Annotated in this window: 23 protein-coding genes; 14 read left to right on the plus strand and 9 right to left on the minus strand. The window is 67.8% G+C overall.

What is annotated here, in order from left to right; translation table 11 throughout:
* Positions 1–73: 73 nt before the first annotated feature.
* Positions 74–844: a hypothetical protein gene (locus AC5P9W_RS10250; RefSeq protein WP_134729736.1), complete on the minus strand. Its 771-nt coding sequence runs from the start codon at positions 842–844 to the stop codon at positions 74–76.
* A gap of 378 nt (positions 845–1,222) precedes the next feature.
* Entirely contained in the window at positions 1,223–1,861 is a 639-nt protein-coding gene (locus tag AC5P9W_RS10255) for a response regulator (RefSeq protein ID WP_019661903.1), read from the minus strand.
* Positions 1,862–1,936: 75 nt separating this feature from the next.
* Here AC5P9W_RS10255 and AC5P9W_RS10260 point away from each other — a divergent pair, with 75 nt between their 5' ends.
* Positions 1,937–5,536, plus strand: coding sequence for an ATP-binding protein (locus AC5P9W_RS10260; protein ID WP_180832892.1), 3,600 nt, complete (start codon positions 1,937–1,939; stop codon positions 5,534–5,536).
* Here AC5P9W_RS10260 and AC5P9W_RS10265 read toward each other — a convergent pair.
* Entirely contained in the window at positions 5,530–5,931 is a 402-nt protein-coding gene (locus AC5P9W_RS10265) for a c-type cytochrome (RefSeq protein ID WP_021202094.1), read from the minus strand. The two genes, AC5P9W_RS10260 and AC5P9W_RS10265, sit on opposite strands and share 7 nt — an antisense overlap.
* A 64-nt stretch (positions 5,932–5,995) precedes the next feature.
* Positions 5,996–7,672, minus strand: coding sequence for an electron transfer flavoprotein-ubiquinone oxidoreductase (locus AC5P9W_RS10270; RefSeq protein WP_019661900.1), 1,677 nt, complete (start codon positions 7,670–7,672; stop codon positions 5,996–5,998).
* Between the two features lie 257 nt (positions 7,673–7,929).
* Between AC5P9W_RS10270 and AC5P9W_RS10275 the strand changes: the two genes are divergently transcribed.
* The gene (locus AC5P9W_RS10275) at positions 7,930–9,093 is read left to right on the plus strand and encodes an acyl-CoA dehydrogenase family protein (protein ID WP_111104930.1); all 1,164 of its coding nucleotides are present in this window, start codon (positions 7,930–7,932) and stop codon (positions 9,091–9,093) included.
* A gap of 304 nt (positions 9,094–9,397) precedes the next feature.
* On the opposite strand, the gene AC5P9W_RS10280 is transcribed toward AC5P9W_RS10275, so the two are convergent.
* Together AC5P9W_RS10280 and AC5P9W_RS10285 are read right to left on the minus strand one after the other, a co-directional pair.
* On the minus strand, positions 9,398–9,877 hold the full coding sequence (locus AC5P9W_RS10280) for a tRNA (cytidine(34)-2'-O)-methyltransferase (protein ID WP_021202091.1): 480 nt from the start codon (positions 9,875–9,877) through the stop codon (positions 9,398–9,400).
* A 69-nt stretch (positions 9,878–9,946) separates the two neighbouring features.
* Positions 9,947–10,423 (minus strand): XAC0231 family protein, encoded by a 477-nt coding sequence (locus tag AC5P9W_RS10285; protein WP_014035556.1) that lies wholly within the window; start codon positions 10,421–10,423, stop codon positions 9,947–9,949.
* Positions 10,424–10,838: 415 nt separating this feature from the next.
* Between AC5P9W_RS10285 and AC5P9W_RS10290 the strand changes: the two genes are divergently transcribed.
* From AC5P9W_RS10290 to AC5P9W_RS10305, 4 genes are all read left to right on the plus strand, one after another.
* A complete protein-coding gene (locus AC5P9W_RS10290; protein ID WP_019661897.1) occupies positions 10,839–13,688 on the plus strand; it encodes a M16 family metallopeptidase in 2,850 nt (949 codons plus the stop codon).
* A gap of 194 nt (positions 13,689–13,882) precedes the next feature.
* Complete coding sequence (locus AC5P9W_RS10295) at positions 13,883–14,200, plus strand: DUF4156 domain-containing protein (protein ID WP_019661896.1); 318 nt, start codon at positions 13,883–13,885, stop codon at positions 14,198–14,200.
* 103 nt (positions 14,201–14,303) lie between these two features.
* Positions 14,304–15,320, plus strand: coding sequence for a 3-oxoacyl-ACP synthase III (locus tag AC5P9W_RS10300; protein ID WP_014035559.1), 1,017 nt, complete (start codon positions 14,304–14,306; stop codon positions 15,318–15,320).
* Between the two features lie 140 nt (positions 15,321–15,460).
* Complete coding sequence (locus tag AC5P9W_RS10305) at positions 15,461–16,351, plus strand: alpha/beta fold hydrolase (RefSeq protein ID WP_021202089.1); 891 nt, start codon at positions 15,461–15,463, stop codon at positions 16,349–16,351.
* Positions 16,352–16,465: 114 nt separating this feature from the next.
* Here AC5P9W_RS10305 and AC5P9W_RS10310 read toward each other — a convergent pair whose 3' ends face one another.
* Positions 16,466–16,897 (minus strand): YkgJ family cysteine cluster protein, encoded by a 432-nt coding sequence (locus tag AC5P9W_RS10310; RefSeq protein ID WP_005407630.1) that lies wholly within the window; start codon positions 16,895–16,897, stop codon positions 16,466–16,468.
* Positions 16,898–17,001: 104 nt separating this feature from the next.
* On the opposite strand from AC5P9W_RS10310, the gene oleC reads away from it, so the two are divergent.
* From oleC to AC5P9W_RS10325, 3 genes are all read left to right on the plus strand, one after another.
* Positions 17,002–18,660 carry an olefin beta-lactone synthetase gene (gene oleC / locus AC5P9W_RS10315; protein WP_495219167.1) on the plus strand — a complete coding sequence of 553 codons (1,659 nt, stop codon included), beginning with the start codon at positions 17,002–17,004 and terminating at the stop codon, positions 18,658–18,660.
* Positions 18,657–19,649, plus strand: a complete 993-nt coding sequence (oleD, locus tag AC5P9W_RS10320) for a 2-alkyl-3-oxoalkanoate reductase (protein ID WP_495219169.1) — start codon at positions 18,657–18,659, stop codon at positions 19,647–19,649. Before oleC ends, oleD begins: the two co-directional genes overlap by 4 nt.
* Before the next feature lie 81 nt (positions 19,650–19,730).
* Positions 19,731–19,886 (plus strand): DUF1328 domain-containing protein, encoded by a 156-nt coding sequence (locus AC5P9W_RS10325; RefSeq protein ID WP_005407633.1) that lies wholly within the window; start codon positions 19,731–19,733, stop codon positions 19,884–19,886.
* 175 nt (positions 19,887–20,061) lie between these two features.
* Here AC5P9W_RS10325 and ddlA read toward each other — a convergent pair whose 3' ends face one another.
* Complete coding sequence (gene ddlA, locus AC5P9W_RS10330) at positions 20,062–21,156, minus strand: D-alanine--D-alanine ligase (protein WP_031269342.1); 1,095 nt, start codon at positions 21,154–21,156, stop codon at positions 20,062–20,064.
* A 401-nt stretch (positions 21,157–21,557) separates the two neighbouring features.
* On the opposite strand from ddlA, the gene AC5P9W_RS10335 reads away from it, so the two are divergent.
* The 4 genes from AC5P9W_RS10335 (at position 21,558) to AC5P9W_RS10350 (ending at position 25,325) form a co-directional block, all read left to right on the plus strand.
* Positions 21,558–22,193: a ubiquinone biosynthesis accessory factor UbiJ gene (locus tag AC5P9W_RS10335; protein ID WP_021203737.1), complete on the plus strand. Its 636-nt coding sequence runs from the start codon at positions 21,558–21,560 to the stop codon at positions 22,191–22,193.
* Entirely contained in the window at positions 22,190–23,845 is a 1,656-nt protein-coding gene (ubiB, locus tag AC5P9W_RS10340; protein ID WP_021203738.1) for a ubiquinone biosynthesis regulatory protein kinase UbiB, read from the plus strand. Before AC5P9W_RS10335 ends, ubiB begins: the two co-directional genes overlap by 4 nt.
* A 5-nt stretch (positions 23,846–23,850) precedes the next feature.
* Complete coding sequence (locus AC5P9W_RS10345) at positions 23,851–24,429, plus strand: O-methyltransferase (protein ID WP_021203739.1); 579 nt, start codon at positions 23,851–23,853, stop codon at positions 24,427–24,429.
* A gap of 155 nt (positions 24,430–24,584) precedes the next feature.
* On the plus strand, positions 24,585–25,325 hold the full coding sequence (locus AC5P9W_RS10350; protein WP_021203740.1) for a pseudouridine synthase: 741 nt from the start codon (positions 24,585–24,587) through the stop codon (positions 25,323–25,325).
* Between the two features lie 76 nt (positions 25,326–25,401).
* On the opposite strand, the gene AC5P9W_RS10355 is transcribed toward AC5P9W_RS10350, so the two are convergent.
* The gene (locus AC5P9W_RS10355) at positions 25,402–25,929 is read right to left on the minus strand and encodes a DUF2059 domain-containing protein (protein WP_019661887.1); all 528 of its coding nucleotides are present in this window, start codon (positions 25,927–25,929) and stop codon (positions 25,402–25,404) included.
* Between the two features lie 133 nt (positions 25,930–26,062).
* On the opposite strand from AC5P9W_RS10355, the gene arfB reads away from it, so the two are divergent.
* Entirely contained in the window at positions 26,063–26,494 is a 432-nt protein-coding gene (gene arfB, locus AC5P9W_RS10360; RefSeq protein ID WP_005420755.1) for an alternative ribosome rescue aminoacyl-tRNA hydrolase ArfB, read from the plus strand.

Below are 26,494 nucleotides of genomic sequence, written 5' to 3' on the forward strand. Positions count from 1 at the left end.
GAATCGCCAACCGGACTCATCCGTGAGTCAAGAACATGTCGGTCAACAGGGGACCCGCGCGTGGCGGGTGCTTTCAGCGCGCGAGGTACTGCTGGGTCGCGCTGTCGAAGGTGTAGTGCACGGTGTCGCCGGCACCCAGGGTGCGGGTCCTGCCGGGGCCTTCGAGGGTGGTGCCCTTGAAGGTCACGGTCAGTCGCGGCAGGCCGTTGCCGTCGGCAGCGAAGGCCAGTTCGCCGTCGCTGCCGGTGCAGGGCATCACGTTGCCTTCGTCGCAGGCGGCGCTGTTGTCCTCGCCCGTACGCACCGAACCGACATAGCGCCAGACCTTGCTGTCCACGTCGTCTTCGCTGCGCTTGGGGTTGAACAGCAGCAGTGCATAGCCGGTGCTGCTGATGCCGCGGTCGAAGCTGCTGGTCGGCACCGCCAGCAACAGGCGACCGTCGGCGGTTCGATGTTCAAGCAGCTTGCGCCGGGTATCGATATCGTCGGCCTTGTCGTAAGCGCCCAGTGCGCCGATGGTCCATTCCTGGCCACGGAACTTCCAGGGCTTGTTCGCGTCGCTGCCGGCCAGCACGAAGGTGGCCTCGGCGAGGTTGGCGCGGTCATCCGGGCCGGCCGGCGACTGCTCGCCCGGCTTGCCGTAGTGCTCGCGGGTATCCCAGGAGAAACCCGTGTAATACGTGGTGCCGTCGAGGGTGAAGGTATGGCCGAACCAGAAGGTCGCCACGCTGCCGTTCTGGACCTCATAGGAGGTCGCGCCATCGCCATCCACTTGATAGGTGAAATACATCACGGTCGGCGCGTCGGGCGGGGTAACGGCGGTGTCGGGAGAGGTGTTCTGCATCGTGGCAACATCCTGTCGGGGCGCATTGGCAGCCTGCGCAGGGGCGCCGGGCTGGGAGGACGAGGGGACCGGATCGGCGGCGCTGCAGGCGGCAGCGGAAAGAGAGACGAGCAGGCACGCCGCGAATGCGCGCAGAGGCCGCAACGGCAGGGTCCAGCGTAGCTTGGGGGGATGTTGCATGCGCCTCTCCATGGTCAGCGTTGCCGGGCCAGACGGCCGGCAGGGAACCGCGCCACGTCCACCAGGGACGGGAGCGAGGACATGAGCCGGTCGATTCCTTCGACCTCGCATTGGGAACTCATGCCCCACCATCTTGGCACAGATCGGCGGCCCGTCAAAGAGGGCAGTGCCAGATGCCCTTCTTGTGCGATCTGGCTCTCAGATCTTGCCGTCGCGCAGGTAATCGAACAGCTCGGCGTCGCCCTTCAGGCCCAGTTTGAGCATGGCATCACCTTTCTGCCGGCTGATGGTGCTGACGCTCTTGTGCAGCTGAAGCGAGATTTCCTTCACGGTCATGCCGGTGCCGAGCAGCCGCAGCACCTCCACCTCGCGTGGCGACAGCGGCTTGCCGTCACCCTCGCGCATGCGCCAGCTGCCGGCAGCCTCGACCCGCTCGCGCAGGCTGCGGCTGATGTAGGGCTGGCCGCGGTAGACCGACTGGATGGCCTGCGGCAGCTCGTCCATCGACGAACTCTTGTCGACCAGGCCGAGCACGCCGCTGTCGAGCACCATGCGCAGGATCGCCAGATTGCTGGAGACGCTGAGCATCAGCACCGGCAGGTCTGGATGACGGCGGCGGATCATGCCGATCATGGCGAAGCCGTCGGCCTGCGGGCTGCCCGGCATGGAGTAGTCGGTCACCAGCAGGTCGCAGGGCTGGCTGCCGAGCAGGGCCATCAGCGCCTGCGCGCTGTCGGCTTCGCCGACCACGCGGCCCACCCCGCTCGATTCGATGACGGCGCGGGTACCGATACGGACCACCGGGTGGTCGTCTGCGATGATGATGCGCAAGCTCATGCTCTAGTATGGCCACCGGGCTGGCTGGGCCGCGACCATCGCGGTCCCTGGCAGGATTCTAGGAGATCGACGCCGATGCGTAGCTGGGCTGTTCGCGGGCTGGTCCTGCTGCTGGTCGTACTGGCGCTGCCGGCAGCGTTGGCGCAGGCGGTGCCCGGGCCGTTGCCGCTCAGCCCCCTGCAGCGCGAGTACCTGGCCGCCCATCCGAGCATCGTCGTGGGTCAGTATGACAGTGGCTGGCCACCGTTCGAGTCCCTCCGTGATGGCCAACAGGTTGGCCTGGGTCCGGATTATCTGTCGCTTCTTGCCCGTCAGTTGGGCGTGAAGGTGGAGGCAAGGCGCTACTCCGACTGGACATCCGTGCTGGATGCGGCATGTCGTGGCGAGATTGATGTGGTGATGAACGTCGGGCTCAGTGCCGACCGCACCCGCTGCATGGTCTACACCGCCGCCTATGGCGAGGCCCCGCTGGCCCTGGTGGGGCGCCCGGATGACCTGCGTGCCTCCGACAATCCCGATCTGGACGGACTGCGGGTGGTGATCGAGCAGGACTTCCTGACCGGGCCCCAGGTGCGCGCCCGCTTTCCGCATGCGCGCCAGCTTGTCGCAAACAACTCGTTGGCGGCCTTGGAGATGGTCAGAGACGACAAGGCCGACGTTTACATCGGCAATGCCTATGTGGCCACCGAACTGATCGCCCGCGAGGACCTGCAGGGCGTCGTGCTGCTGCGCCCCAGCGATCTCCCGCCGGAGCGACTGCACTTCGGCATTCCCAACGGCAAGCAGCCACTGGCCGAAGCGCTGGACCTGGCGCTGGCCGCGACCAGCCAGGCCCAGCGCGATGCGCTGGCGCAGCGCTGGCTGCCACCTCCGCGGTGGTCGGCATCGGCGCAGCTGGCGCTGAGCCAGGCCGAGAAGCGGGTACTGGAGCAACCGTTGAGGATCGGCTTCGCGCCGAACGCGGCGCCACTGTCGTTCGCCGACCAGGATGGCAACCCCAGCGGCCTGGCCAGCGAATACCTGCGCCGCCTGCTGCAGGCCGGCGCCAACCTGCAGGTGGAAAACAGCCATGACTGGTACGAAGTGCGCGAGAAGGCGCGCCGCGGCGAGCTGCAGGCGGTAATGGGCATTCCGGCCGATTCGCGCTACCTGGGCCCGGACTGGGTGTTCAGCCAGCCCTTCATCAGCGTGCCGAACGTGATCGTCAGCCGGCGCGACAGCCCGGCGCTGCTGGGCCTGTCAGACCTGCAGGGCAAGCGGGTGCTGCTGTCCGATCCGGAGCGCGTGCGTGGTTATGTGCTGCAGCAGGCACCGCAGGCCCGGATCATCGCGGCGCGCAGCGCGGAACAGGCCCTGCAGCGCCTGATCAATGGCGACGCCGACGCCTATATAGGCAATCTGGCCGTGGTGGACCACCTGCTGCGCAACCGCTTCCCGGGGCGCCTGCAGGTGGCCGCACCGGCCGGCTTCAACGATCAGCTGGTGCTGGCTGTCGAGCGTCGCCATGCCGCCCTGGCCACCACCTTCGACCGCCTGCTGCTGCAGATGACCCCACGCAAGCGCGAAGCCCTGCGCGGCGACTGGCTGGCCGTCGAATACCGCAACGGCCTCGAGTGGACCCGCGTGGCGCGCTGGGGCGTGCCGCTGCTGCTGGTGCTGCTTACCGCGCTGCTGGTGCACGCCATCGGGCATTGGCGGCTGCGCCGTGAGGTAGCCGGGCGTCGCCATCTGGAACAGCGCCTGGCCGAAGTCACCGACAACCTGCCCGCCGTGGTCTATCAGGCACGCCGTGCGGCTGACGGAACCCTCAGTTTCCCGTTCATTGCCGGCGACCTGCAGGCGTTGTTCGGGATCAGCCGGCAGCAGGCCGAACAGGATGCAACCTGCCTGCTGGAGCGCATCGAGGAAGATGACCGCGAGCACATCCTGCATGCGGTCGAGCAGGCGGCGCGGCAGTTCGCGCCGCTCATTCTCGAGTTCCGGCTGCGTCCTGAAGGCACCGGCGCGCGCTGGGTGCGCAGCCAGGCCCATCCCTATGCTGCGGAAGCGGGCGCGGTGATCTGGAGTGGTTACTGGGTGGACGTCAGCGAGGCGCGTGCGCAGGCCGAGGCCCTGACTGCGGCCAAGGCAGAGGCCGAACAGGCCGCGGAGGCGAAGTCGCGTTTCCTGGCAACCATGAGCCATGAGATCCGCACGCCGATGAGCGGCGTGCTGGGCATGCTTGAGGTGCTGGCCCATTCGCCGCTGGATGCCGAGCAGCAGCGCATTCTCGACGTGATCGAGGATTCCGCGCAGATGCTGCGGCAGATCCTCGACGATATTCTCGATTACTCGCGGCTGGAGGCCGGCGCACTGCGCCTGGAACCGGTGCCGCAGCCGCTGCGGCCCTTGCTGGAGAGCGTGTGCCGGTTGCTGTCGGCGCAGGCCAGTGCACGTGGGCTGGACCTGCACGTGCAGATCGACCCACAGCTGGCAGCGGCGCACGAAGTGGATGGCGTGCGCCTGCGCCAGATCGTGTTCAACCTGCTCAGCAACGCCATCAAGTTCACCGTGCGCGGCGAAGTGCGGTTGCAGCTGGAAGTGCTGGGGCCGACCGCCGAAGACGGCAGCCAGCCGCTGTGCCTGAGCGTCACCGACACCGGCATCGGAATCGCGCCGGAACAGCTGCAGCACCTGTTTGCGCCGTTCACCCAGGCCGGTGCATACATCCAGCGTGACCATGGTGGTACCGGCCTTGGCCTGAGCATCTGCCAGCGCCTGGTGCAGATGATGGACGGCGAACTGGAGCTGCACAGCACGCTGGGCGAGGGTACCCGCGCCGAGGTGCGGCTGTCGCTGGTGGAAGCCGGCCGTGGCGATGTTGAAGCGCTTGCCGCCGAGGAGGAACAGGCGGCGCTGCTGCCGCCGGCGTTGCGCGAGGCACGCGTGCTGGTGATCGAAGATCATCCGACCAACCAGGCGATGATGGCCTGGCGCCTGCAGCAGCTGGGTGTGCCGCATGTGCTGGTCGGCGATGGCCAGCAGGGGCTGGACCGGTTGGCGTCGGAGCCGTTCGATCTGGTCATCACCGATTGCCGGATGCCGGTGCTGGATGGCTTCGCCTTCACCCGCCTGCTGCGCGAACGCGAGGGTCGCAACGGCCAGCCGCGGCTGACCGTACTGGCGCTCACCGCCAGCGTACTGGACGACGATGCACGGCGCTGCCGCGAGGCCGGCATGGACGAAGTACTGTCCAAGCCGCTGTCGCTGGCAACCCTGCGCGCCGCGCTGCTGCGCTGGTTGCCGCAGGCGCAGGGACTATCGGTTGCGGAGCCGCAGGCCGGACCCGCTGCCGACGATGGCGGGACGCTGCCTGATCTGGCCAGCCTGCAGCGGCGGTTCGGCTCACGCGTGGTGGCCGAGCAGCTGCGCGACAGCCTGTTGCAGGCCAGCGAGGGCGATCTGGCGGCCGTGCAACGCGCCGTGCAGGCCGGCGACCGCGAAACCGCGGCGCTGCACCTGCATCGCCTGGCCGGCGGCCTGGGTGCGGTTGGGGCGACGGTGCTGGCCGGGCAGGCCAACGCACTGGTCGAGCGCCTGCAGGATGCGGGCGAAACCGATCCGGCACCGTTGTTCGCAGCCGTAACGGCGTTCGTGGCCCGGCTGCAGCATCAGCTGCAGCGCCTCGCTCACTGAGCCGACTGCTGTTGCAGGTAGGCGATCACCAGCGCGCGGCGTTCGGCGCTGGGAAAGGCGTTGTACATGCGGGTGCCGGGCACCACGTGGGTGGGCGACTGCAGGAAGGCATCCAGGGTCTGCGCGCTCCAGGTGATGTCGGCGCGGCGCATGCCCTCGGAATAGCCGTAGTCGGGCAAGCTGCCGGCGCGGCGGCCGATCACGCCATGCAGGTTCGGCCCGAAGCGGTGGATGCCGCCGGGCTGCACGGTGTGGCAACCGGCGCACAGTTCGAACGCGCGCTGCATGGCCTGCTGCCGGGCCTGTTCGGGCGTGGCGGGCGCAGCAGGCGGGCGCTGGCAGGCCGTGGCGAGCAGGGACACGGCAATGGCAATGAGCAGGCGGTCGGCGCGCATGGGCGGCAGGATAGCGGTGCGGTCGAGCCGCCGGGCTGCGACACGCGGTCGCAGCCCGGGGCGATCACATGCCAGAGTAGTTCGGGCCGCCGCCGCCCTGCGGGGTCACCCACACGATGTTCTGGGTGGGGTCCTTGATGTCGCAGGTCTTGCAGTGCACGCAGTTCTGCGCGTTGATCTGCAGGCGCGCGCTGTCGGCTTCGCCGACGAACTCGTACACGCCGGCCGGGCAGTAGCGCGCTTCCGGACCGGCGTACTCGGCCAGGTTCACCTTCACCGGAATGCTCGGGTCCTTCAGCGTGAGGTGGCTGGGCTGGTTCTCGTCGTGGTTGGTGCTGCTCAGGAACACCGAGCTGAGGCGGTCGAAGGTCAGCACGCCATCCGGCTTCGGGTAGGCAATGCGGGTGTGCTTGGCCGCCGGCTCCAGGCAGGCATGATCCGGCTGGGTGCGATGCAGGGTCCACGGCGGGTTGCGCACGCCCAGTTTGGGCAGCAGCCACTGCTCCACGCCGGTCATCAGCGTGGCCACGGTCTGGCCCTTCTTGAACCACTGTTTGAAGTTCTTGGCCTGCTGCAGTTCGGTGAACAGCCAGCTGGCTTCGAACGCCTTCGGGTAGGCGCTCAGTTCATCGTGCTGGCGATCAGCAGCCAGCGCGTCGAACGCGGCGTCGGCGCACAGCATGCCGGTCTTGATTGCGGCGTGGCTGCCCTTGATGCGGCTGGCGTTGAGGTAACCGGCCTCGCAGCCGACCAGCGCGCCCCCGGGGAACACCGTCTTGGGCAGCGACAGCAGGCCGCCGGCGGTGATTGCACGGGCGCCGTAACCGATGCGGGTGCCGCCCTCCAGGTGCTTGCGGATGGAGGGATGGGTCTTGAAACGCTGGAACTCCTCGAACGGGCTCAGCCATGGGTTCCTGTAGTCCAGGCCGACCACGTAGCCGATGGCGACCTTGCCGCCGTCGGCGTGGTACAGAAACGCGCCGCCGTAGGTGTCGCTGTCCAGCGGCCAGCCGGCCGCATGCACCACCAGCCCCGGCTCATGCCTGGCCGGGTCGATCTGCCACAGTTCCTTGATGCCGATGCCGTAGGCCTGCGGGTCCTTGCCTTCGTCCAGTTTGTAGCGGGCGATCAGCTGGCGGCCGAGGTGGCCGCGCGCGCCTTCGGCGAAGACCGTGTACCTGGCGTGCAGCGCCATGCCGCGCTCGAAGGCCGGGCCGATGCTGCCGTCCTTCTCGATGCCCATGTCGCCGGTAGCCACGCCGATCACTTCACCGTTGTCGCCGAACAGCACTTCGGCGGCGGCAAAGCCCGGGAAGATCGCCACTTCCAGCGCCTCGGCCTGCTGCGCCAGCCAGCGGGTCACTTCGCCCAGGCTGATGATGTAGTTGCCTTCGTTGTGGAAGCACTCCGGCAGCAGCGCGTTGGGCGTGCTGCGTGCGCCGGTCTCGCTGAGGAACAGGAATTCGTCGCGGGTGACCTTCTGCTTCAGCGGTGCGCCGCGTTCGGCCCAGTCCGGGAACAGTTCGGTCAGTGCGCGCGGGTCCATCACCGCACCGGAGAGCACGTGCGCGCCCGGTTCGGAGCCCTTTTCCAGCACGCACACCGACAGCTCGCGACCGGCTTCGATCGCGCGCTGGCGCAGGCGGATCGCGGTGGCCAGGCCGGCAGGACCGGCGCCGACGATCACCACGTCGAACTCCATTACTTCACGCGGGGGCAGGGCGTTGGCTTCAGCGCTCATCGATTGCATGACTCGTGGGTAGGGCCGGCATCGGGGCCACCGGCGGTGCCTGGGAATCGCGCGTGCGGCCACGGGCGAAACGGTTGTTTGAATGTGTCAGGGTACCGGGACGCGCGTGATCGAGCTAGATAGACGCCGTTCACCGCACGATTGCTGCAGCGCAGCGTAGTGCCTCAGCCCTGGTGGGGGCCAACCCTGGTCGGCACGCGCTGCCCGGATGACCGACAATGGCCGGGTCCTGACTGCGTGTGAGTGCCATGGCTTTGCATCCGTACGATCTGTTCGATGTCCGTTCCCTGCTCAATGAGGAAGAGCGTGCGGTGCAGGAGAGTGTCGCCCGCTTCACCGACCAGCGCGTGCTGCCGATCATCGGCGATGCCTTCGACCAGGCCCGTTTTCCGTCTGAACTGGTGCCGGAGATCGCGTCACTGGGCCTGCTCGGCGCAACGCTGCCGACCGAGTACGGCGGCGGTGGCCTCGGCGCGGTCAGCTATGGCCTGATCTGCCAGGAGCTGGAGCGCGGCGATTCCGGCCTGCGCAGTTTCGTCTCGGTGCAAAGCTCGCTGTGCATGTACCCGATCTACGCCTATGGCAGCGAGGAACAGCGCCAGCAGTGGCTGCCGGCGATGGCGCGCGGCGAGCTGATCGGCTGCTTCGGCCTGACCGAGGCGCATGGGGGTTCCGACCCGGCCAGCATGAAGACCCGCGCGGTGCGCGACGGCAGTGACTGGCGCATCAGCGGCAGCAAGATGTGGATCACCAGCGGCCCGGTGGCCGACCTCGCGATCGTCTGGGCACAGACCGAGGACGGCATCCAGGGCTTCGTGCTGGAAAAGGGCATGGCCGGCTTCACGACGCAGGAGATCAAGCACAAGATGAGCCTGCGCGCGTCGCTGACCGGTGCGCTGTTCTTCGATGACGTGCGCGTGCCCGACAGCCACCGCCTCCCCAACGTGAAGGGCCTGAAGGGACCGCTGGGCTGCCTCACCCAGGCCCGCTACGGCATCAGCTGGGGCCCGATCGGCGCGGCCATCGCCTGCCTGGATGAAGCGCTGGGCTACGCCAAGGAGCGCGTGCTGTTCGGCCGCCCGCTGGCCGCCACCCAGAGCGCGCAGATCAAGCTGGCCGAGATGGCCCGCCGCATCACCACCGCCCAGCTGCTGGCCCTGCAGCTGGGCCGCCTGAAGGAAGCCGGCCAGCTGCAGCCGCAGCAGGTCAGCCTGGCCAAGTGGAACAACTGCCGCATGGCCATCGACATCGCCCGCGAGTGTCGCGATCTGCTCGGTGGGGCCGGCATCACCACCGAACACGTGGCGATCCGTCACGCGTTGAACCTGGAATCGGTGATCACCTATGAAGGCACCGAGACCGTGCACCAGCTGGTGATCGGCCGCGAACTGACCGGCATCAACGCGTTCTGAGTGCACCGGTAGTACCGGCCGCTGGCCGGCATTGTCCAGTAGCGTATTCGCAGGCGAGCGATCGGTGTGCCGAACCGCGCACCGGACCGCGATGGGTTCAAGGACAGCCTGTACCGCGCGGCTGTCGGGTCCGCCTTGAAGCGAGCCGAGCACCGCAGGTCCGGCGGGGGCGAAGAGGCGCGGGTGTCTGAGCGCAGCGAGTTCCGCGCCGTCCCCCGGCGGGCCGAGGAGCGCAGGGTACCGGTGCGCAGCACCGGCTCGCGGATGGCGGCGCGTTAATCAGGCAGAAGAGAGGCGCGTGGCGCTACGCGCCGCCGGCAAACCCATGCTGCCGCCACGCCTCGTACATCACCACCGCAACGGTGTTGGAAAGATTGAGGCTGCGGTTGCCCGGCCGCATCGGCAGGCGCAGGCGGCGGCCGTCGGGCAGGGCATCGAGCACGTCCTGCGGCAGGCCACGGCTTTCCGGCCCGAACAGGAAGGCATCGCCCTCTTCAAAGGCCACGCTGTCGTAGCGCACGCTGGCGCGGGTACTGAGTGCGAACAACCGATTCGGTGCGATCCGCGCCAGCGCGGTGTCCAGGTCGGGGTGCACCTGCAGGCGTGAATACTCGTGGTAGTCCAGCCCGGCGCGCTTGAGCTGCTTGTCTTCCAGTGCGAAGCCAAGCGGCTCGACCAGGTGCAGCTGCGCGCCGGTGTTGGCACAGAGCCGGATCACATTGCCGGTGTTGGGCGGGATTTCCGGTTGGAACAGGATCACGTGGAACTGGGGCGCGGCATTCATCGGCGCAGTGTACCTGCGACGGCGGCCGCCTTTACGGCGCACGCCCTGCGCGAGGCAGGGCGGCACCGGTTACGGACGCAGCAGGACCTGGGCGGTTTCGGTGGCCAGGGCCTGCAGGTCGGCGGCGCTCGGACGCACCTGCAGGGCCGGCAGGTTGACGATGACCGAGTTGGCGACGTTGGTGGCGGCGGCAGCCAGGGTCGCGGCGTAGCGCTGGGCTTCCAGCTCGGCGGCCAGGGCGACGCGCTGTTCCAGGCTCGGGCGCACTTCCACCGAGGCCAGGGTGGTGATCGGCATCGCGGCCGCAACCGGGGCGGCGACGTAGCCGTTGCGCTCGGCCAGCTGGTCGGCGCTCGGGCGCACTTCCACGGTGGCCAGGGTCGGGATGCCGCTGGCCTGTTCCCAGGCCTGCTGGGCCAGCTGGTCGGCGGCAGGGCGGACCTGCACGGTGGACAGCGTCTTGATGGATTCGGAGGCCTGCACCGACGAAACAACCGCGGTGCCGGCAATCAGGGCGATGGCGATGGCAATGGTCTTGGCGTTCATGACGGGGCCTGTTTAGTGTTGGCGATCAGTGGTGTGGTAGTAAGGTAGTACACCAATTCTGGGCTTGCAAGGAAAATCTCCGATTTCCTGCATTTGTTCAGTCTTCAGTCAGCTTTCGTCTGAAGCCCTTCCTGGCGCAGGAACTACCAAGCAATCCGCGTGCCAACTTTTAGTTGTTGATTTAGAAGGGGTTTGTTCGGGTAGAGAAGTGTCCGGTGGGCGGACACCTGTCCATTCCTCGGGCCGCGGACACTGTCCGGACGTTGCCTGCGGGCGCTTGTGACCGCCCCTCCCGGGCCGCAAAGCAGGGGTGGAGGGGCAAGGAGGCAAACACCCCCAGTGACTGCTGGCCGATTCCGGCCGCTGTGCGCGCAGGCTAGGATCGGGGTTCACCTTCGTGACCAAGGATCCGGATATGTCTATCGCCCTTCGCCCGCGCGCTGCACTGCTGGCTGTCGCCCTCAGCACCGCCCTGGGCACGCTTGTGCCTTCCCATGCGCTGGCGGCCAAGCCGGCCGCACCGGCCAAGGTCGATATCCCGTACGAGCAGTTCACCCTGCCCAACGGCCTGCGCGTGATCGTGCACACCGATCGCAAGGCGCCGATCGTCGCGGTCAACGTCTGGTACCACGTGGGCAGCAAGGACGAGCCGGCCGGCCGTACCGGCTTCGCGCACCTGTTCGAACACCTGATGTTCCAGGGCAGCGAAAACCACGACGGCGAATTCTTCGAGCCATTCAAGCAGGTCGGTGCCACCAACCAGAACGGCACCACCAACACCGACCGCACCAATTACTTCGAGAACGTGCCGACCACCGCGCTGGACATGGCACTGTGGATGGAATCGGACCGCATGGGCCATCTGGTCGGTGCGATCGACCAGGCGGCGCTGGACGAGCAGCGTGGCGTGGTGCAGAACGAGAAGCGCCAAGGCGAGAACCAGCCCTACGGCCAGGCCTGGGACCAGCTCAACAAGGCGCTGTATCCGGTGGGCCACCCGTACCACCACGGCGTGATCGGTTCGATGAACGATCTGAACGCGGCGTCGCTGGATGACGTGAAGACCTGGTTCCGCACCTGGTACGGCCCGAACAATGCGGTGCTGGTGCTGGCCGGCGACATCGACCTGGCCACCGCCAAGGAAAAGGTCTCCAGGTACTTCGGCAGCATCCCGGCCGGCCCGACCATGGCGCAGCCGGCGGTGAACGTGGCCAAGCGCAGCGCCGATACGCGCGAGACGATGACCGACAAGGTGCCGCAGGCGCGTATCTACCGCGCCTGGAACGTGCCGCAGGTCGGCACCACCGAGGTCGATCAGCTGCAGCTGTTCGCGCAGGTGCTGGGCGGTGCCAAGTCCTCGCGCCTGAGCCAGCGCCTGCAGCACCAGGACAAGCTGGTGGACAGCATTGCTGCCGGACTCTCTACCTCGCAGCTGGGCTCCAACTTCGTGATCATGGCCACGGTCAAGCAGGGCCAGGACCCGGCCAAGGTCGAGAAGATCATCGACGAGGAGTTGGACCGGCTGATCAAGCAGGGCCCGACCGCCGCGGAACTGGAGCGCGCCAAGACCGGCGCCCGCGCCGGCTTCATCCGCGGCATCGAGCGCATCGGTGGCTTCGGCGGCAAGGCCGACGCCCTTGCAGAATGTGCGGTGTTCACCGGCGACCCGGGCTGCTTCCGCACCTCGCTGGCCAACATCGAGAAGGCCAGTGCCGCCGATCTGAGCCGGCTCGGCGCGCAGTGGCTGGACAAGGGCAGCCACACCCTGGTGATCGCACCGGGTGAGCGCGTGGCGCTGAAGGAAGATCCGAGCCAGGCGCCGAAGCCGTTCACCGTGCCAGCGGTGGACCCGAAGTACAGCACGCTGCCGGAGCAGGTCGACCGCAAGGCCGGCGTGCCGCAGACCCGCGAGTTCCCGCAGTTGAAGTTCCCGGCGCTGCAGCGCGCGACACTGAAGAACGGTACCCAGGTGATCCTGGCCGAGCGCCATGAGATTCCGGTGGTGCAGTTCAGCTACCAGTTCCCGGGCGGCTTCAGTGCCGACCAGGGCCGCAAACCGGGCACCGCCAACTTCACCATGAGCCTGATGACCGAAGGTGCCGGCAAGCTCGGCTCGCTGGCCTTCGCCGATGCGGCGGATGCGCTGGGCGCCAGCCTGGATGCCTCGGCCGGCCTGGACTCGATGAGCGTGGACCTGTCGGCGCTGAAGGAAAACCTGGTGCCGTCGCTGGCGCTGTACCGCGACCTGCTGCGCGAACCGCGCTTCGAGCAGGGCGAGATCGACCGGGTCAAGGCGAGCTGGATCGCGGGCATCCAGCAGGAGAAGGTCAACCCGGGTGCGGTGGCGATGCGCGTGCTGCCCCCGCTGCTGTACGGCAAGGGCCACCCGTATGCCATTCCGTTCACCGGCAGCGGCGACGAGGCGGCGATCAACGGCCTGACCCGCGAGGACCTGGTCGACTTCCATCACGACTGGCTGCGCCCGCAGAACGGCACCCTGATCGTGGTCGGCGACACCACCCTGGCCGAGATCGTGCCGCTGCTGGACAAGCAGCTGGGCGACTGGAAGGCTGCCGGCGATGCCCCGCAGGTGAAGGCGGCCACCGACGTGGCGCTGCCGAAGGGCCCGCGCGTGTTCCTGATCGACCAGCCGGGCGCGGTGCAGGCCAACCTGTTCGCCGGCCAGGTGGTGGCACCTTCCAGCGCCACCAGCTCGACCCGCTTCGACATCGCCAACGGTGTGATCGGCGGCGACTTCACCTCGCGCCTGAACATGAACCTGCGTGAAGACAAGCACTGGTCGTACGGTGCGCGCAGCAGCGCGGTCAATTCGGTGGGCCAGCGCCCGTGGATGGCCAGCGCGCCGGTGCAGATCGACAAGACCGGCCCGGCACTGGCGGAAATGCGCAAGGAAATCGCCGCGTTCGCCGATGGCAGCAAGCCGGCCACCGCCGCCGAAGTCAACCGCATCCGCAACATCCAGACCCTGAGCCTGCCCGGTGCCTACGAGACCGCCAGCGCGGTAGCCTCGACCATCGGCTCGATCGTGCAGTTCAAGCGCCCGGACGACTACGTGCTGCGTCGCAAGGCCGAGATCGAGGCGATGACCCCGGCGCAGGTGCAGCAGGCCGCCGCCGAGATCAAGCCGCAGGCGCTGACCTGGGTGGTGGTGGGTGATCTCAAGCAGACCGAAGCGGCCGTGCGTGCGCTGAACCTGGGCGAGGTGACCGTAATCGATGCCGAAGGCAACCCGGTCAAGAAATAAGGGATGTGCCTGCCCGCCACGGCGGGCAGGTCTCCCGTGGTAGCGCCGGGCCATGCCCGGCGGCTTTCCGGCGGCCAGCCATGCCGCGCTGTGCGCTCGCCGGGCATGGCACGGCGCTACCTGGGCTCCGCCCCGGCTACCCCCGATTCAGGCTGTTCAGGCAGAATCCCCCCATACCCTTCCAGGATCTGCCCATGCGCGTTCTGCTGCTTTCCTCCCTGCTGCTCACCGTCACCGCCTGTACCTGGGTGCCGATCGAACCGGCCGGCAAGGCGACCCGCGTACTGCCGGCAGGCCCCGTTCCCGCTGGCTGCATCGCCAGGGGCGAAGTGGTCGTCACCGTGAAGAGCAAGGTCGGCTTCTACAACCGCAACCCGCTGCGCGTGCAGGAAGAGCTGGAAACGCTGGCCCGCAACGAGGCCCCGAGCGCAGGTGCCAATGCCGTGCAGGCCGCTGCGGCCCCGGCCGATGGCAGCCAGCGCTTCGCCGCGTTCCAGTGCCCACCGCGCTGAACGCTTCACCATACGGCCAGCGCTGAATTCGTAAAGATGCGGTGAAGGCCCCCGGGGTTATAGAATAGCGCCCCCTTTTGCCTGAGCCTTGGCGCTAACCTCGATGCTCTTCAAGAATGTCTCGATCGCCGGCCTGGCACACGTCGACGCACCGCATACGCTGACCACCAAGGAAATCAACGAACGCCTGCAGCCGACGTTGGATCGCCTGGGCATCCGCACCGACGTGCTCGGCGATATCGCCGGCATCCACGCGCGCCGCCTGTGGGACAACGGCGTGCTGGCGTCCGACGCTGCCACCATGGCCGGCCGCAAGGCGCTGGAAGACGCTGGAATCGATGCGACGCAGGTGGGCCTGCTGGTCAATACCTCGGTCAGCCGCGACTACCTGGAGCCGTCCACCGCCTCCATCGTGTCGGGCAACCTCGGCGTCAGCGACGAATGCATGACCTTCGACGTCGCCAACGCCTGCCTGGCCTTCATCAACGGCATGGATATCGCCGCGCGCATGATCGAGCGCGGTGACATCGACTACGCGCTGGTGGTGGATGGCGAGACCGCCAACCTGGTGTACGAGAAGACGTTGGAGCGCATGACCGCTCCGGACGTCACCGCCGACGACTTCCGCAACGAACTGGCGGCCCTGACCACCGGTTCGGGTGCTGCGGCGATGGTGATGGCGCGCTCGGAGCTGGTGCCGGACGCGCCGCGCTACAAGGGTGGCGTCACCCGCTCGGCGACCGAGTGGAACCAGCTGTGCCTGGGCAACCTGGACCGCATGGTCACTGACACCCGCCTGCTGCTGATCGAAGGCATCAAGCTGGCACAGAAGACCTTCACCGCCGCCAAGATCGCACTCGGCTGGGCCGTGGAAGAGCTGGACCAGTTCGTGATCCACCAGGTGAGCCAGCCGCACACCGCTGCGTTCATCAAGAACTTCGGCATCGACCCGAAGAAGGTCATGACCATCTTCGGCGAGCACGGCAACATCGGGCCGGCCTCGGTGCCGATCGTGCTGAGCAAGCTCAAGCAGCTGGGCAAGCTGAAGAAGGGTGATCGCATCGCGCTTCTGGGCATTGGTTCCGGCCTGAACTGTTCGATGGCTGAAGTGGTCTGGTAAGCAGCCCGCTGCCCGACCTCCTGTAGAGCCGAGCCATGCTCGGCTCACGCGCACAGCGCGGTTCTTCCGCGGCCTGACCGGAGAGCCGCCGAGCATGGCTCGGCGCTACACCGCGCCGCGATTCTTCCAAGGTGCTCCGCATGCGCGATCTTCCCGGTTACCCCGCCCACCCGCAGCGCTTCGAAGTGCGCCCGGGCCTGTCGATGAACTATCTCGACGAAGGCCCGCGCGACGGCGAGGTAGTGGTGATGGTGCACGGCAATCCGTCGTGGAGTTATTACTGGCGCACGCTGGTGGCCGGCCTGTCGGACACCTACCGCTGCATCGTGCCGGACCATATCGGCATGGGCCTGTCGGACAAGCCTGATGACAGCCGCTACGAGTACACGCTGCAGTCGCGCGTGGACGACCTCGATGCGCTGCTCAAGCACCTGGGCATCACCGGACCGGTGACCCTGGCCGTGCACGACTGGGGCGGCATGATCGGTTTCGGCTGGGCGCTGTCGCACCACGACCAGGTCAAGCGCCTGGTGGTGCTCAACACCGCCGCGTTCCCGATGCCGGCGGCGAAGAAGATGCCGTGGCAGATCGCGCTGGGCCGTCACTGGAAGATCGGCGAGTGGATCATCCGCAGCTTCAACGCGTTCTCCTCCGGTGCCTCGTGGCTGGGCGTGGAGCGGAAGATGCCGGCCGACGTGCGCCGCGCCTACGTGTCGCCGTACAACAGCTGGGCCAACCGCATCAGCACCATCCGTTTCATGCAGGACATCCCGCTGTCGCCGGCCGACAAGGCCTGGTCGCTGCTGGAACGCGCCGGCAAGGCGCTGCCGTCGTTCGCCGACCGTCCCGCCTTTCTCGGCTGGGGCCTGCGCGACTTCGTGTTCGACCATCATTTCCTGAAGGGCTTCCAGGCCGCGCTGCCGAAGGCCCAGGTACATGCGTTCGAGGACGCCGGGCATTACGTGCTGGAGGACAAGCACGAGGTGCTGGTGCCGGAAATCCGCGCGTTCCTGGACGCCAACCCGATCTGATCGGTGTGCCGACCAACGGTCGGCATCCACCCCTTCCTCTTCCGGTGGGTGCCGACCGTTGGTCGGCACACCCGAAGGGTTGATGAGGTTGCCGGCCAGCGGCCGGCACTACCATTACGCGGCGACCGGCGCCTGCGGCGGCGAGGAAGGGCTGTTGCCGTTGTCGTCCGGATGGTCGTCGTCATTGTCGGCGTCATCGCGCCAGCGCCAGTCGGCCGGCGTCAACGGATCCAGGCCATAGGCGATGCGCGCCTTGTCGCACTGCGGGCTGGCCTTGCCATACTCCCACGATGCATCCACCTCGCGGCACACGCTGGGCCGGTTGGGGTGGATGGTGCAGCGTGAATACACGCCGATCTGCGCATCCAGCGCGACGCAGCGCACCGGCTTGGAATGGGTGCCGCGCATGCACAGGCGGTGCGGGTCCAGCACCTCGGTAAGCTGGTGCGGCACGCCGCCGGGGGTGACCTCGTCCGATTCCATCCAGTGGAAGGCCACGCGGTATTGGGTGCAGCAGGCGCCGCAGGTCATGCAGGGATGTTGCATGGGCAAGCCGCCTCGGGCGGCAGTCGGAATCGGGAACGAGGGTGCGGATTTTCCACGAAGTCGGCCGCCGCGCAAGAAATTCCGTAAGCGGCGACAATGAACGGATGAACCGACCCTGCAACATTGCCGCGCGCCTGCCTGAACTGGCGCGTGAACGCCCCGATCAGATCGCCATCCGCTGCCCGGGCCGCCGAGGCGCCGGCAACGGCATGGCCGCCTACGACGTCACCCTCGATTACCGCCAGCTGGATGCCCGCAGCGACGCCATGGCCGCCGGTCTGGCCGGCTACGGGGTCGGCCGCGGGGTGCGCACGGTGGTGATGGTGCGGCCCTCGCCGGAATTCTTCCTGCTGATGTTCGCGCTGTTCAAGCTGGGGGCGGTGCCGGTGCTGGTCGACCCGGGCATCGACAAGCGCGCCCTGAAGCAGTGCCTGGACGAGGCGCAGCCGCAGGCCTTCATCGGCATTCCACTGGCGCATGTGGCGCGGCTGGCGCTGCGCTGGGCGCCCTCGGCGACCCGCCTGGTCACTGTCGGCCGCCGCCTCGGCTGGGGCGGCACCAGCCTGGCCGCGCTGGAGCGCGCCGGCGCCAGCGCTGGGCCGATGCTGGCCGAGACCGATGGCGAGGACATGGCCGCGATCCTGTTCACCAGTGGCTCCACCGGCGTGCCCAAGGGCGTGGTCTACCGCCACCGCCATTTCGTCGGCCAGATCCAGCTGCTGGGCAGTGCCTTCGGCATGGAAGCGGGCGGGGTGGACCTGCCGACCTTCCCGCCGTTTGCCTTGTTCGACCCGGCGCTGGGCCTGACCTCGGTGATCCCGGACATGGACCCGACGCGGCCGGCGCAGGCTGACCCGGCACGCCTGCACGATGCCATCCAGCGCTTCGGCGTGACCCAGCTGTTTGGTTCGCCCGCGCTGATGCGGGTGCTGGCGAAGCATGGCCGGCCGCTGCCGACGGTGACCCGGGTGACCTCGGCCGGTGCACCGGTGCCGCCGGACGTGGTCGCCACCATCCGCAGCCTGCTGCCGGCCGACGCGCAGTTCTGGACGCCGTACGGCGCCACCGAGTGCCTGCCGGTGGCAGTGGTGGAGGGTCGTGAGCTGGAGCGCACCCGCGCCGCCACCGAGGCCGGCGCTGGCACCTGCGTGGGCAGCGTGGTGGAACCGAACGAGGTCCGCATCATCGCCATCGATGACGCGCCGCTGGCCGACTGGTCGCAGGCACGTGTGCTGGCCACCGGCGAGGTGGGAGAAATCACTGTGGCCGGCCCAACCGCCACCGACAGCTACTTCAACCGCCCGCAGGCCACCGCGGCGGCGAAGATCCGTGAGACGCTGGCCGATGGCAGCACCCGCATCGTCCATCGCATGGGCGACGTGGGCTACTTTGATGCACAGGGCCGTCTGTGGTTCTGCGGCCGCAAGACCCATCGCGTGGAAACCGCGCAGGGGCCGTTGTACACCGAACAGGTCGAGCCGGTGTTCAACACCGTGCCCGGCGTGGCGCGCACGGCCTTGGTGGGTGTTGGCCCGGCCGGTGCACAGGTACCGGTGCTGTGCGTGGAACTGCAGCGCGGGCAGAGCGACAGCCCGGCCTTGCGCGAGGCCCTGCGTGCGAAAGCCGCCGCACGGTTGCCCGATGCGAACCTGCAGCACGTCCTGGTGCATCCGGCGTTCCCCGTCGATATCCGTCACAACGCCAAGATCGGCCGCGAAAAGCTCGCCGTCTGGGCCGGCGCCGAACTGGAGAAGCGCGCATGAAAATCCTGGTCACCGGCGGCGGTGGTTTCCTCGGCCAGGCGCTGTGCCGAGGGCTGGTTGAGCGTGGCCACCAAGTGCTGGCGTTCAACCGCAGCCAATACCCCGAACTGCAGGCGATGGGCGTGGGCCAGATCCGCGGTGATCTGGCCGATGCGCAGGCGGTGCTGCATGCGGTGGCCGGCGTCGATGCGGTGTTCCACAATGGTGCCAAGGCCGGCGCGTGGGGCAGCTATGACAGCTACCACCAGGCCAATGTGGTCGGCACCGACAACGTCATCGCAGCCTGCCGCGCGCACCGCATCGGCAGGCTGGTCTACACCTCCACGCCCAGCGTGACCCATCGCGCCACCCATCCGGTGGAAGGCCTCGGCGCCGACGAGGTGCCGTACGGCGAAGATTTCCAGGCGCCGTACGCGGCCACCAAGGCGATCGCCGAACAGCGCGTGCTGGCCGCCAACGATGCCGCGTTGGCGACGATGGCGTTGCGTCCGCGCCTGATCTGGGGCCCTGGCGATCAGCAGCTGGTGCCGCGCCTGGCCGAGCGTGCGCGGCAGGGCCGCCTGCGCCTGGTGGGCGATGGCAGCAACAAGGTCGATACCACCTACATCGACAATGCCGCGCTGGCGCACTTCCTCGCCTTCGAAGCGTTGGCACCGGGCGCTGCGTGCGCGGGCAAGGCCTACTTCATCTCCAATGGCGAGCCGTTGCCGATGCGCGAGCTGGTGAACAAGCTGTTGGCTGCGGCGGGTGCGCCGACGGTGGACAAGGCGATCAGCTTCAAGACTGCCTACCGCATCGGCGCTGTCTGCGAGCGGCTGTGGCCGCTGCTGCGACTGCGCGGGGAGCCGCCGCTGACCCGTTTCCTGGCCGAACAGCTGTGTACGCCACACTGGTACAGCATGGAACCGGCGCGCCGTGACTTCGGCTACGTGCCGCAAGTCAGCATCGAAGAAGGGCTGCGCAGGCTGAAGGCTTCATCTGCTGCATAGATCGCCATCACTGGTTGCACACCGCAGGATCGGGAGGATGGACCCACGCCATCCAAGGCTCGACCACCCGCGAGGAGCGCCATGCTGCACTACGCCATCATCTTCTTTGTCATCGCCATCATCGCCGCCGTTCTGGGTTTCTCCGGTATCGCCGGCGCCGCAACGAACATCGCCTGGATCCTGTTCGTGGTGTTCCTGATCCTTGCGGTGATCTCGATGTTCCGCAAGCGAGGCTAGTAGACCGCAGGGTAGTGCCAGCCGCCGGCCGGCACTGCTCTTTCCGGTGGGTGCCGACCGTTGGTCGGCACGCTCCTTTGTAGAGTCGAGCGTGCTCGACTGCTTCTCGTGAGTCGAGCATGGCTCGACTCTACAGAGGATCATCGAGCATGGCTCGACGCTACACACAGCGCCGCTACACAGCGCTCTGCAGTCCGCGATCGGCCTCGTGGCGCTCCAGCGCCAGTTCGATCAGGCGCGTGATCAGCGTGGTGTAGTCCACGCCGCTGGCGCCCCATAGCTTCGGGTACATGCTGATGCGGGTGAAGCCCGGCAGCGTGTTGACCTCGTTGATGACGATCCCGCCCGCTTCGGTAAGGAATACATCCACGCGCGCCATGCCCGCGCACTCCAGCGCCCGGTAGGCCTGAAGCGCGATCTGCTGGATACGCGCCTGCGTTGCGCCATCAATGTCTGCCGGCACCACCACGTCGGCGCCATCGTCGTTGATGTACTTGGTGTCGTAGGCGTAGAACTCGTCGTGTACCACTACCTCGCCGCACAGGCTGGCCTGCGGATGCGCATTGCCCAGCACCGCGCACTCGATCTCGCGGCCGACCACCGCCGATTCCACCAGCACCTTGTGGTCGTAGCGCAGCGCCAATGCCAGCGCCTCGGCGAAGCCCGCTGCATCTTTGACCTTGCTCACCCCCACTGACGAACCCTGGTTGGCCGGCTTCACGAACAACGGCAGGCCGAGCTGCGCGATCACCGCATCGACATCGACTGCCGCCGCCTGATGGCGACGGATGCACAGCCACGGTGCCACCTGCAGCCCGGCGTCGCGCAGCAGGCGCTTGGTCACGTCCTTGTCCATCGCCACCGCCGAACCCAGTACCGGTGAACCGACGAAGGGCAGGTTGGCCATGCGCAGCAGCCCCTGCAGCGCACCGTCCTCGCCCAGCGGCCCGTGCACGATCGGCAGCACCACATCGATCTGGCCGAGCGCGCTGGCCGCATCGCACGGCTGCAGCTGCGCCTGCTCGGCGCCCGGGCGCACCGCCAGCGACGTACCGGACCGATGCAGCGCGATGCGCGACGGATCATCGGCATTGATCAGGAAGGTATCGGGTTGGCTCAGATGCCACTGACCCTGCTTGTCGATACCGACCAGCACCGGCTCGAAGCGCTCGCGATCAAGCGCATCGAGGATGTTCTTCGCCGACTGCAGCGAAACTTCGTGCTCGGAAGACTTGCCTCCGAAAATGATGCCGACCCGGGTCCGTGCCATGGGGAATGCGATGTCCTGTGCGTTGCGTGGCCCCATAGCATGAACCTTCATCGGCCCTCCGCGTGAGGCACAGATGAACCAGAAATCCATCCACGTATGGCGTGGATCTACCGTGTCGACCAAGGTCGACACCCACCACAGCAACACAGAACGCCGTCCCGACAGATCGCAGCAAGCTGTCGAAGGCGGGGCGGGTCCGGTTGCGGGGGCATGAGCGCCATGGATGGCGCGACCGAGCTTACATGGACGTACTTGCAGCGTCCCCCGCAACCGGACCCACCCCGCCATCCCACGGATAGCCAGCTTTTGATGTTGATCTTGCCGGCCAGCGGCCGGCACTACCACGGGTGCCGGGCGGCAGCCCGGCCCAAGCCCCCCACCCACGCAGGTAGAATGCGCGCATGGCTCCTTCCCTGCTCAAGTCCCTCAAGCCGGTCGCTGGCCGCGCCCTGCAGATCGCCCTGAACCGCGCCCTGGCGCTGGATCCGGATACCCGCCATGCCCTGGCCAGCCTCGACGGCCGCCACATCGACCTGACCCTGGAAGCGCCGTCGCTGGCGATGCGCATCAGCGTCGACGGCGACCAGCTGCGGGTCGGTCCGGTGGACGCGCAGGAAGCCGACCTGGCCGTGCGCAGCAGCCTGGCCGGCGTGCTGGCGCAGCTGCCGCTGCTGGCCAACGCGCGGCGCGGTGACAGCAACGGCAAGGGTCGCGTGCGCGTGGCCGGCGATGCCGAACTGGCGCGACGCCTGCAGCAGCTGGCCAAGGGCTTCGACCCGGACTGGCAGCAGCCCTTCGTCAGCGTATTCGGCGAGGTACTGGGCGTGCAGGTTGCCAACACCCTGCGCAACGGCCTGCAGCACGCGCGCCAGGGCGCGATCGATCTGGCCCACAGCGCCGCCGAGTTCATCACCGAGGAATCGCGCGATGTGGTGCCGCGTGCCGAGCTGGACGCCTTCCACGATGACGTGGACGTGCTGCGCGATGACGTCGAGCGTCTGGGTGCACGCGTGCAGCGCCTGCGGGGTGCCGCATGAAGGCCGTGCTGCGCGCCAGCCGCATCGGCCGGGTGATCCTGCGTTACCGCCTCGACGACCTGCTGCAGGGCACACCGGCCGAGCGCTGGTTGCGCCTGGCCAAGCCGTTCGTGCCGCGGGCCTCGGCCGACATCGCCGCACAGTCGCGCGGTGCACGCCTGCGCCTGGCGCTGCAGGACCTCGGCCCGATCTTCGTCAAGTTCGGCCAGATCCTGTCCACCCGCCGCGACCTGGTGCCACCGGACGTGGCCAATGAACTGACCCTGCTGCAGGACCGGGTCAAGCCGTTCGATGGCGAGACCGCGCGCCGCATCGTCGAGGACGCGCTCGGCCTGCCGGTCAGTGCGGCCTTCGCCAGCTTCGACACCGAACCGCTGGCCTCGGCCTCGATCGCGCAGGTGCACGCGGCGACGCTGGCCGATGGCCGCCAGGTGGTGGTCAAGGTACTTCGCCCGGGCATCGAGAAGCAGATCGACGCCGACATCGCCCTGCTCAATTCGCTGGCCGCGCTGGTCGAGCGCACCCATCCACGCGCCGACAAGATCCGTCCGCGCGAAGTGGTGGCCGAGGTCGAGAACACCCTGTCCGCCGAGCTGGACCTGCAGCGCGAAGGCGCCAATGCCAGCGTGCTGCGCCGCTTCTGGGAAAACAGCGACGACCTGTATGTGCCGGAAGTGATCTGGAGCCATACGGCCGAGCGCGCACTGACCCTGGAGCGCGTGTGGGGCATTCCGTCCGACGACATCGCCGCGCTGGACAAGGCCGGCATCGACCGCAAGGCGCTGGCCGCCAAGGGCGTGCGGGTGTTCTACACCCAGGTGTTCCGCGACAACTTCTTCCATGCCGATGCGCATGCCGGCAACATCTGGGTCGACACCGATCCGGCGCGTCGCGCCAACCCGCGCTTCATCGCGCTGGACTTCGGCATCATGGGCCAGCTCTCGCAGGAAGATCAGTACTACCTGGCCGAGAACTTCATGGCCATCTTCAACCGTGACTACCGCCGCATTGCCGAACTGCACGTGCAGGCGCGCTGGATGCCGGACCACGTACGCATCGACGATCTGGAAGCGGCGGTGCGATCGGTCTGCGAACCTTACTTCACCCGGCCGCTGTCGCAGATCTCGCTGGCCGAAGTGCTGATGAAGCTGTTCCGCGTGGCGCAGCGTTACCAGCTGACCCTGCAGCCCCAGCTGATCCTGCTGCAGAAGACCCTGCTGAACATCGAAGGCGTCGGCCGCCAGCTGGACCCGCAGATCGACATCTGGGCGGTGGCCAAGCCGGTGCTGGCGAAGATCCTGCGCGAGCGCTACAGCCCGCGCCGGGTGGTACGCGAGATCGGCAAGCGCCTGCCGGAAATCATGACCCATGCCCCGGACATGCCACGTCTGGTACACGCCTGGCTGACCCAGCAGGTGGAAGGCCGCCATGAACTGTCGATGCGGTCGCGCGACCTGGCCGCTCTGGACGCCAGCGTGCAGCGCCTGCAGAAGCGCGCGGTGGGGGCGATCACTGGCGTGGGCCTGCTGGCCATTGCCGCGCTCATGTACGTGCTGCAGCCGCCGGGCTGGTACTGGGGCGACCTGCCAATGTGGAGCTGGTTGTCCGGTGCGCTGGGCGCAGTGGCGCTGGCGCGCGCGTGGTGGAAGTAGGTCCCATGCTGCAAGCGCTCAAGGACGAACTGGCACGCTTCGGCGCCGACAACGACGCCCGCGAGAGCGCGCGTGGCCGCCGCATGCTCAACATCACGCCGGACACGGGTGAATTCCTGTCCGTGCTGGTCCGCTTCGGCGCCGCGCGCAGGGTGCTGGAGATCGGCACCTCCAACGGCTATTCGACGCTGTGGCTGGCCGAGGCTGCCGCCACCATCGACGGCCACGTGATCACGCTGGAATACGCACAGGACAAGGCGGCGATGGCGCGTGACACCTTCGCGCGCAGTGGCTTGGCCGATCGCATCACGCTGGTTCACGACGATGCAGGGCCGTGGCTGGCACAGGCCGTCGATGCCAGCATTGACCTGCTGTTCCTCGATTCGGACCGCGGGCAGTACGCCGGCTGGTGGCCGCAGCTGCGCCGCGTGCTGCGGCCGGGGGGCCTGCTGGTGGTGGACAACGCCACCTCGCATGCGCAGGAAATGGAACCGCTGCGCGTGCTGCTGGACGCTGATCCGGACTTCAGCGTCAGCCTGGTGCCGGTTGGCAACGGCGAGCTGTTGGCCGTACGCAGCGCCTGACTGCAGCGTTGCCCGCGCCTGATCCGGCAGGGCCGGCCGCGCCTGATCTGGTAGTGCCGGCCGCTGGCCGGCAACCCCAGCGGCCAGACGACCCTGAGGCAGCCGGCCAGCGGCCGGCTCTACCCCATTCAGTGCCCAGCCCCGATAATCCCGCGGTGAGCACCGAACCCGATACCCTCGCCGCGGTCGAGACCGACACCGCGCCCCTGCAGTTGCTGCACCTGGATGAGCGCCTGGCCGTGGTCAACAAGCCTGCCGGGCTGATGGTCCACGACAGCAAGCTGGCCCGTGGCGAAGACGACTTCCTGGCCGACCGCCTGCGCGAGCAGCTGGGGCGGCCGATCTTCCTCGTGCACCGCCTGGATCGGGCCACCAGTGGCTGCCTGCTGCTGGCCTTCGACCGCGAGACCGCCAGCGCGCTGGGCAAGGCGTTGATGGGCGGCGAAGTGTTGAAGGACTACCTGACGGTCTGCCGGGGATGGCCGGCGGAACTGTCCTGGCGGGTGGACCATGATCTGGATGGCGGCCCGGGCAAGCCGGTGAAGAAGCCGGCGATCACCGACTTCCAGCGCTTGGCGACGGGCGAGCTGTCGGTGCCGGTCGGTGAGTTCACCCGTTCGCGTTATGCACTGCTGCGCTGCCAGCCACAGACGGGGCGCTTCCGGCAGATCCGCCGGCACCTCAAGCACCTCTCGCACCACATGATTGGCGACACCAGCCATGGCGATGGCCGCCACAACCGCATCTTCCGCATGCAGGGCGTGCACCGCATGCTGCTGCACGCCGAGCGCCTGCGCTTCCCGCATCCGGAGGGCGGCGACGTGGATGTCAGGGCGCCGCTGGACCGTGAGTTCCAGAAGGCGCTGGACCTGTTTGGCTGGCAGGTGGACCTATAGACGGTAGTGCCGGCCGCTGGCCGGCACCTGCCTGATCCCAACCGTACGAGGTTGCCGGCCAGCGGCCGGCACTACCTCACTTTTTTTCCGGCTCGTTGACGATGGCTTCCAGATCCTTCTGCAGATCCGCGAACAGCGGCTGCATGCGCGCCTGGATGGCCACCATCACGTTCTGCATCAGCGCCGGGGTCTTGTCCAGCAGGCTCTGGCCGGCCGAACTCTCGTAGAACTCGGCCATCGCCAGCACGTCTTCCTTGCTGAACGTCTTCTTGTACAGGTCCACGTACATCGGCCGCAGCTGCTGCCACGACAGGGCCTGGCGCAGCGTCTGGCTGGTGCGTGCCTGGATCCGCTTCAGCTGTTCCTGCTGCTGGGCATTGAGCTGGCGCTGTGCGGCCACCTGCTGGAACTGCTGCTGCTGCATCGCCTCGATCTGCGGCAGCATGGTGTCGATCATGCTCTGCGCACGCGAGGCCGACAGCAGGCGGTTGATGTCGCCGTCTGTCGGTGGCGCGGCCAGGGCCGGAACGCTGGCCACGGCCAGCGCCAGCAGCAGGGCGGCGCGGCGCAGCAGGGACGGCAGGGCGGGTGTGGTGCGGGTCATGCGGGCTTCCTGCGGTACATGGGACGGCCAGCATACCCGCAGCCAAGGCGAAGGCGGCGTGTTCGGTACCTGATCGGCGGCATACGGCGCGCGATGCCGCACTCCGGCACGTGGCTGCCGCTACAATGCGCGGATGGGCAGTGGACCGGTCACCATCAGCGCGCAGCTTGAAATCCCCGACGGCGAGATCGTCGAGCGGTTCGTGCGTGCCAGCGGTGCCGGTGGCCAGAACGTCAACAAGGTCTCCACCGCGGTGGAACTACGTTTCGACGTGGCCAACTCGCCTTCGTTGCCCGAACCGTTGCGCGCACGCCTGCTGGCGCGGCGTGACCGGCGCATGACCGGCGAAGGCGTGCTGGTCATCGATGCGCAACGTTTCCGGACCCAGGATCGCAATCGCGAGGATGCGCGCGAGCGGCTGGCGGCCTTCATCCAGGCCGGGCTGAGCGTGCCCAAGCCGCGCAAGGCCACCAAGCCGACCCTCGGGTCGAAACTGCGTCGTCTGGACGCCAAACGCGGGCGCGCGCAGATCAAGCGCGGTCGCTCATCACGTGACTGGGAGTGA

The sequence above is a fragment of the Stenotrophomonas sp. YJH_SMC_33 genome (genome assembly GCF_059372295.1).

Bases quoted from the DNA above. Each gene is read 5' to 3' on its own strand.
- AC5P9W_RS10250 (WP_134729736.1), bottom strand. From the start codon at position 844: ATGCAGAACACCTCTCCCGACACCGCCGTTACCCCGCCCGACGCGCCG.
- AC5P9W_RS10255 (WP_019661903.1), bottom strand. From the start codon at position 1,861: ATGAGCTTGCGCATCATCATCGCAGACGACCACCCGGTGGTCCGTATC.
- AC5P9W_RS10260 (WP_180832892.1), top strand. From the start codon at position 1,937: ATGCGTAGCTGGGCTGTTCGCGGGCTGGTCCTGCTGCTGGTCGTACTG.
- AC5P9W_RS10265 (WP_021202094.1), bottom strand. From the start codon at position 5,931: ATGCGCGCCGACCGCCTGCTCATTGCCATTGCCGTGTCCCTGCTCGCC.
- AC5P9W_RS10270 (WP_019661900.1), bottom strand. From the start codon at position 7,672: ATGAGCGCTGAAGCCAACGCCCTGCCCCCGCGTGAAGTAATGGAGTTC.
- AC5P9W_RS10275 (WP_111104930.1), top strand. From the start codon at position 7,930: ATGGCTTTGCATCCGTACGATCTGTTCGATGTCCGTTCCCTGCTCAAT.
- AC5P9W_RS10280 (WP_021202091.1), bottom strand. From the start codon at position 9,877: ATGAATGCCGCGCCCCAGTTCCACGTGATCCTGTTCCAACCGGAAATC.
- AC5P9W_RS10285 (WP_014035556.1), bottom strand. From the start codon at position 10,423: ATGAACGCCAAGACCATTGCCATCGCCATCGCCCTGATTGCCGGCACC.
- AC5P9W_RS10290 (WP_019661897.1), top strand. From the start codon at position 10,839: ATGTCTATCGCCCTTCGCCCGCGCGCTGCACTGCTGGCTGTCGCCCTC.
- AC5P9W_RS10295 (WP_019661896.1), top strand. From the start codon at position 13,883: ATGCGCGTTCTGCTGCTTTCCTCCCTGCTGCTCACCGTCACCGCCTGT.
- AC5P9W_RS10300 (WP_014035559.1), top strand. From the start codon at position 14,304: ATGCTCTTCAAGAATGTCTCGATCGCCGGCCTGGCACACGTCGACGCA.
- AC5P9W_RS10305 (WP_021202089.1), top strand. From the start codon at position 15,461: ATGCGCGATCTTCCCGGTTACCCCGCCCACCCGCAGCGCTTCGAAGTG.
- AC5P9W_RS10310 (WP_005407630.1), bottom strand. From the start codon at position 16,897: ATGCAACATCCCTGCATGACCTGCGGCGCCTGCTGCACCCAATACCGC.
- oleC (WP_495219167.1), top strand. From the start codon at position 17,002: ATGAACCGACCCTGCAACATTGCCGCGCGCCTGCCTGAACTGGCGCGT.
- oleD (WP_495219169.1), top strand. From the start codon at position 18,657: ATGAAAATCCTGGTCACCGGCGGCGGTGGTTTCCTCGGCCAGGCGCTG.
- AC5P9W_RS10325 (WP_005407633.1), top strand. From the start codon at position 19,731: ATGCTGCACTACGCCATCATCTTCTTTGTCATCGCCATCATCGCCGCC.
- ddlA (WP_031269342.1), bottom strand. From the start codon at position 21,156: ATGGCACGGACCCGGGTCGGCATCATTTTCGGAGGCAAGTCTTCCGAG.
- AC5P9W_RS10335 (WP_021203737.1), top strand. From the start codon at position 21,558: ATGGCTCCTTCCCTGCTCAAGTCCCTCAAGCCGGTCGCTGGCCGCGCC.
- ubiB (WP_021203738.1), top strand. From the start codon at position 22,190: ATGAAGGCCGTGCTGCGCGCCAGCCGCATCGGCCGGGTGATCCTGCGT.
- AC5P9W_RS10345 (WP_021203739.1), top strand. From the start codon at position 23,851: ATGCTGCAAGCGCTCAAGGACGAACTGGCACGCTTCGGCGCCGACAAC.
- AC5P9W_RS10355 (WP_019661887.1), bottom strand. From the start codon at position 25,929: ATGACCCGCACCACACCCGCCCTGCCGTCCCTGCTGCGCCGCGCCGCC.
- arfB (WP_005420755.1), top strand. From the start codon at position 26,063: ATGGGCAGTGGACCGGTCACCATCAGCGCGCAGCTTGAAATCCCCGAC.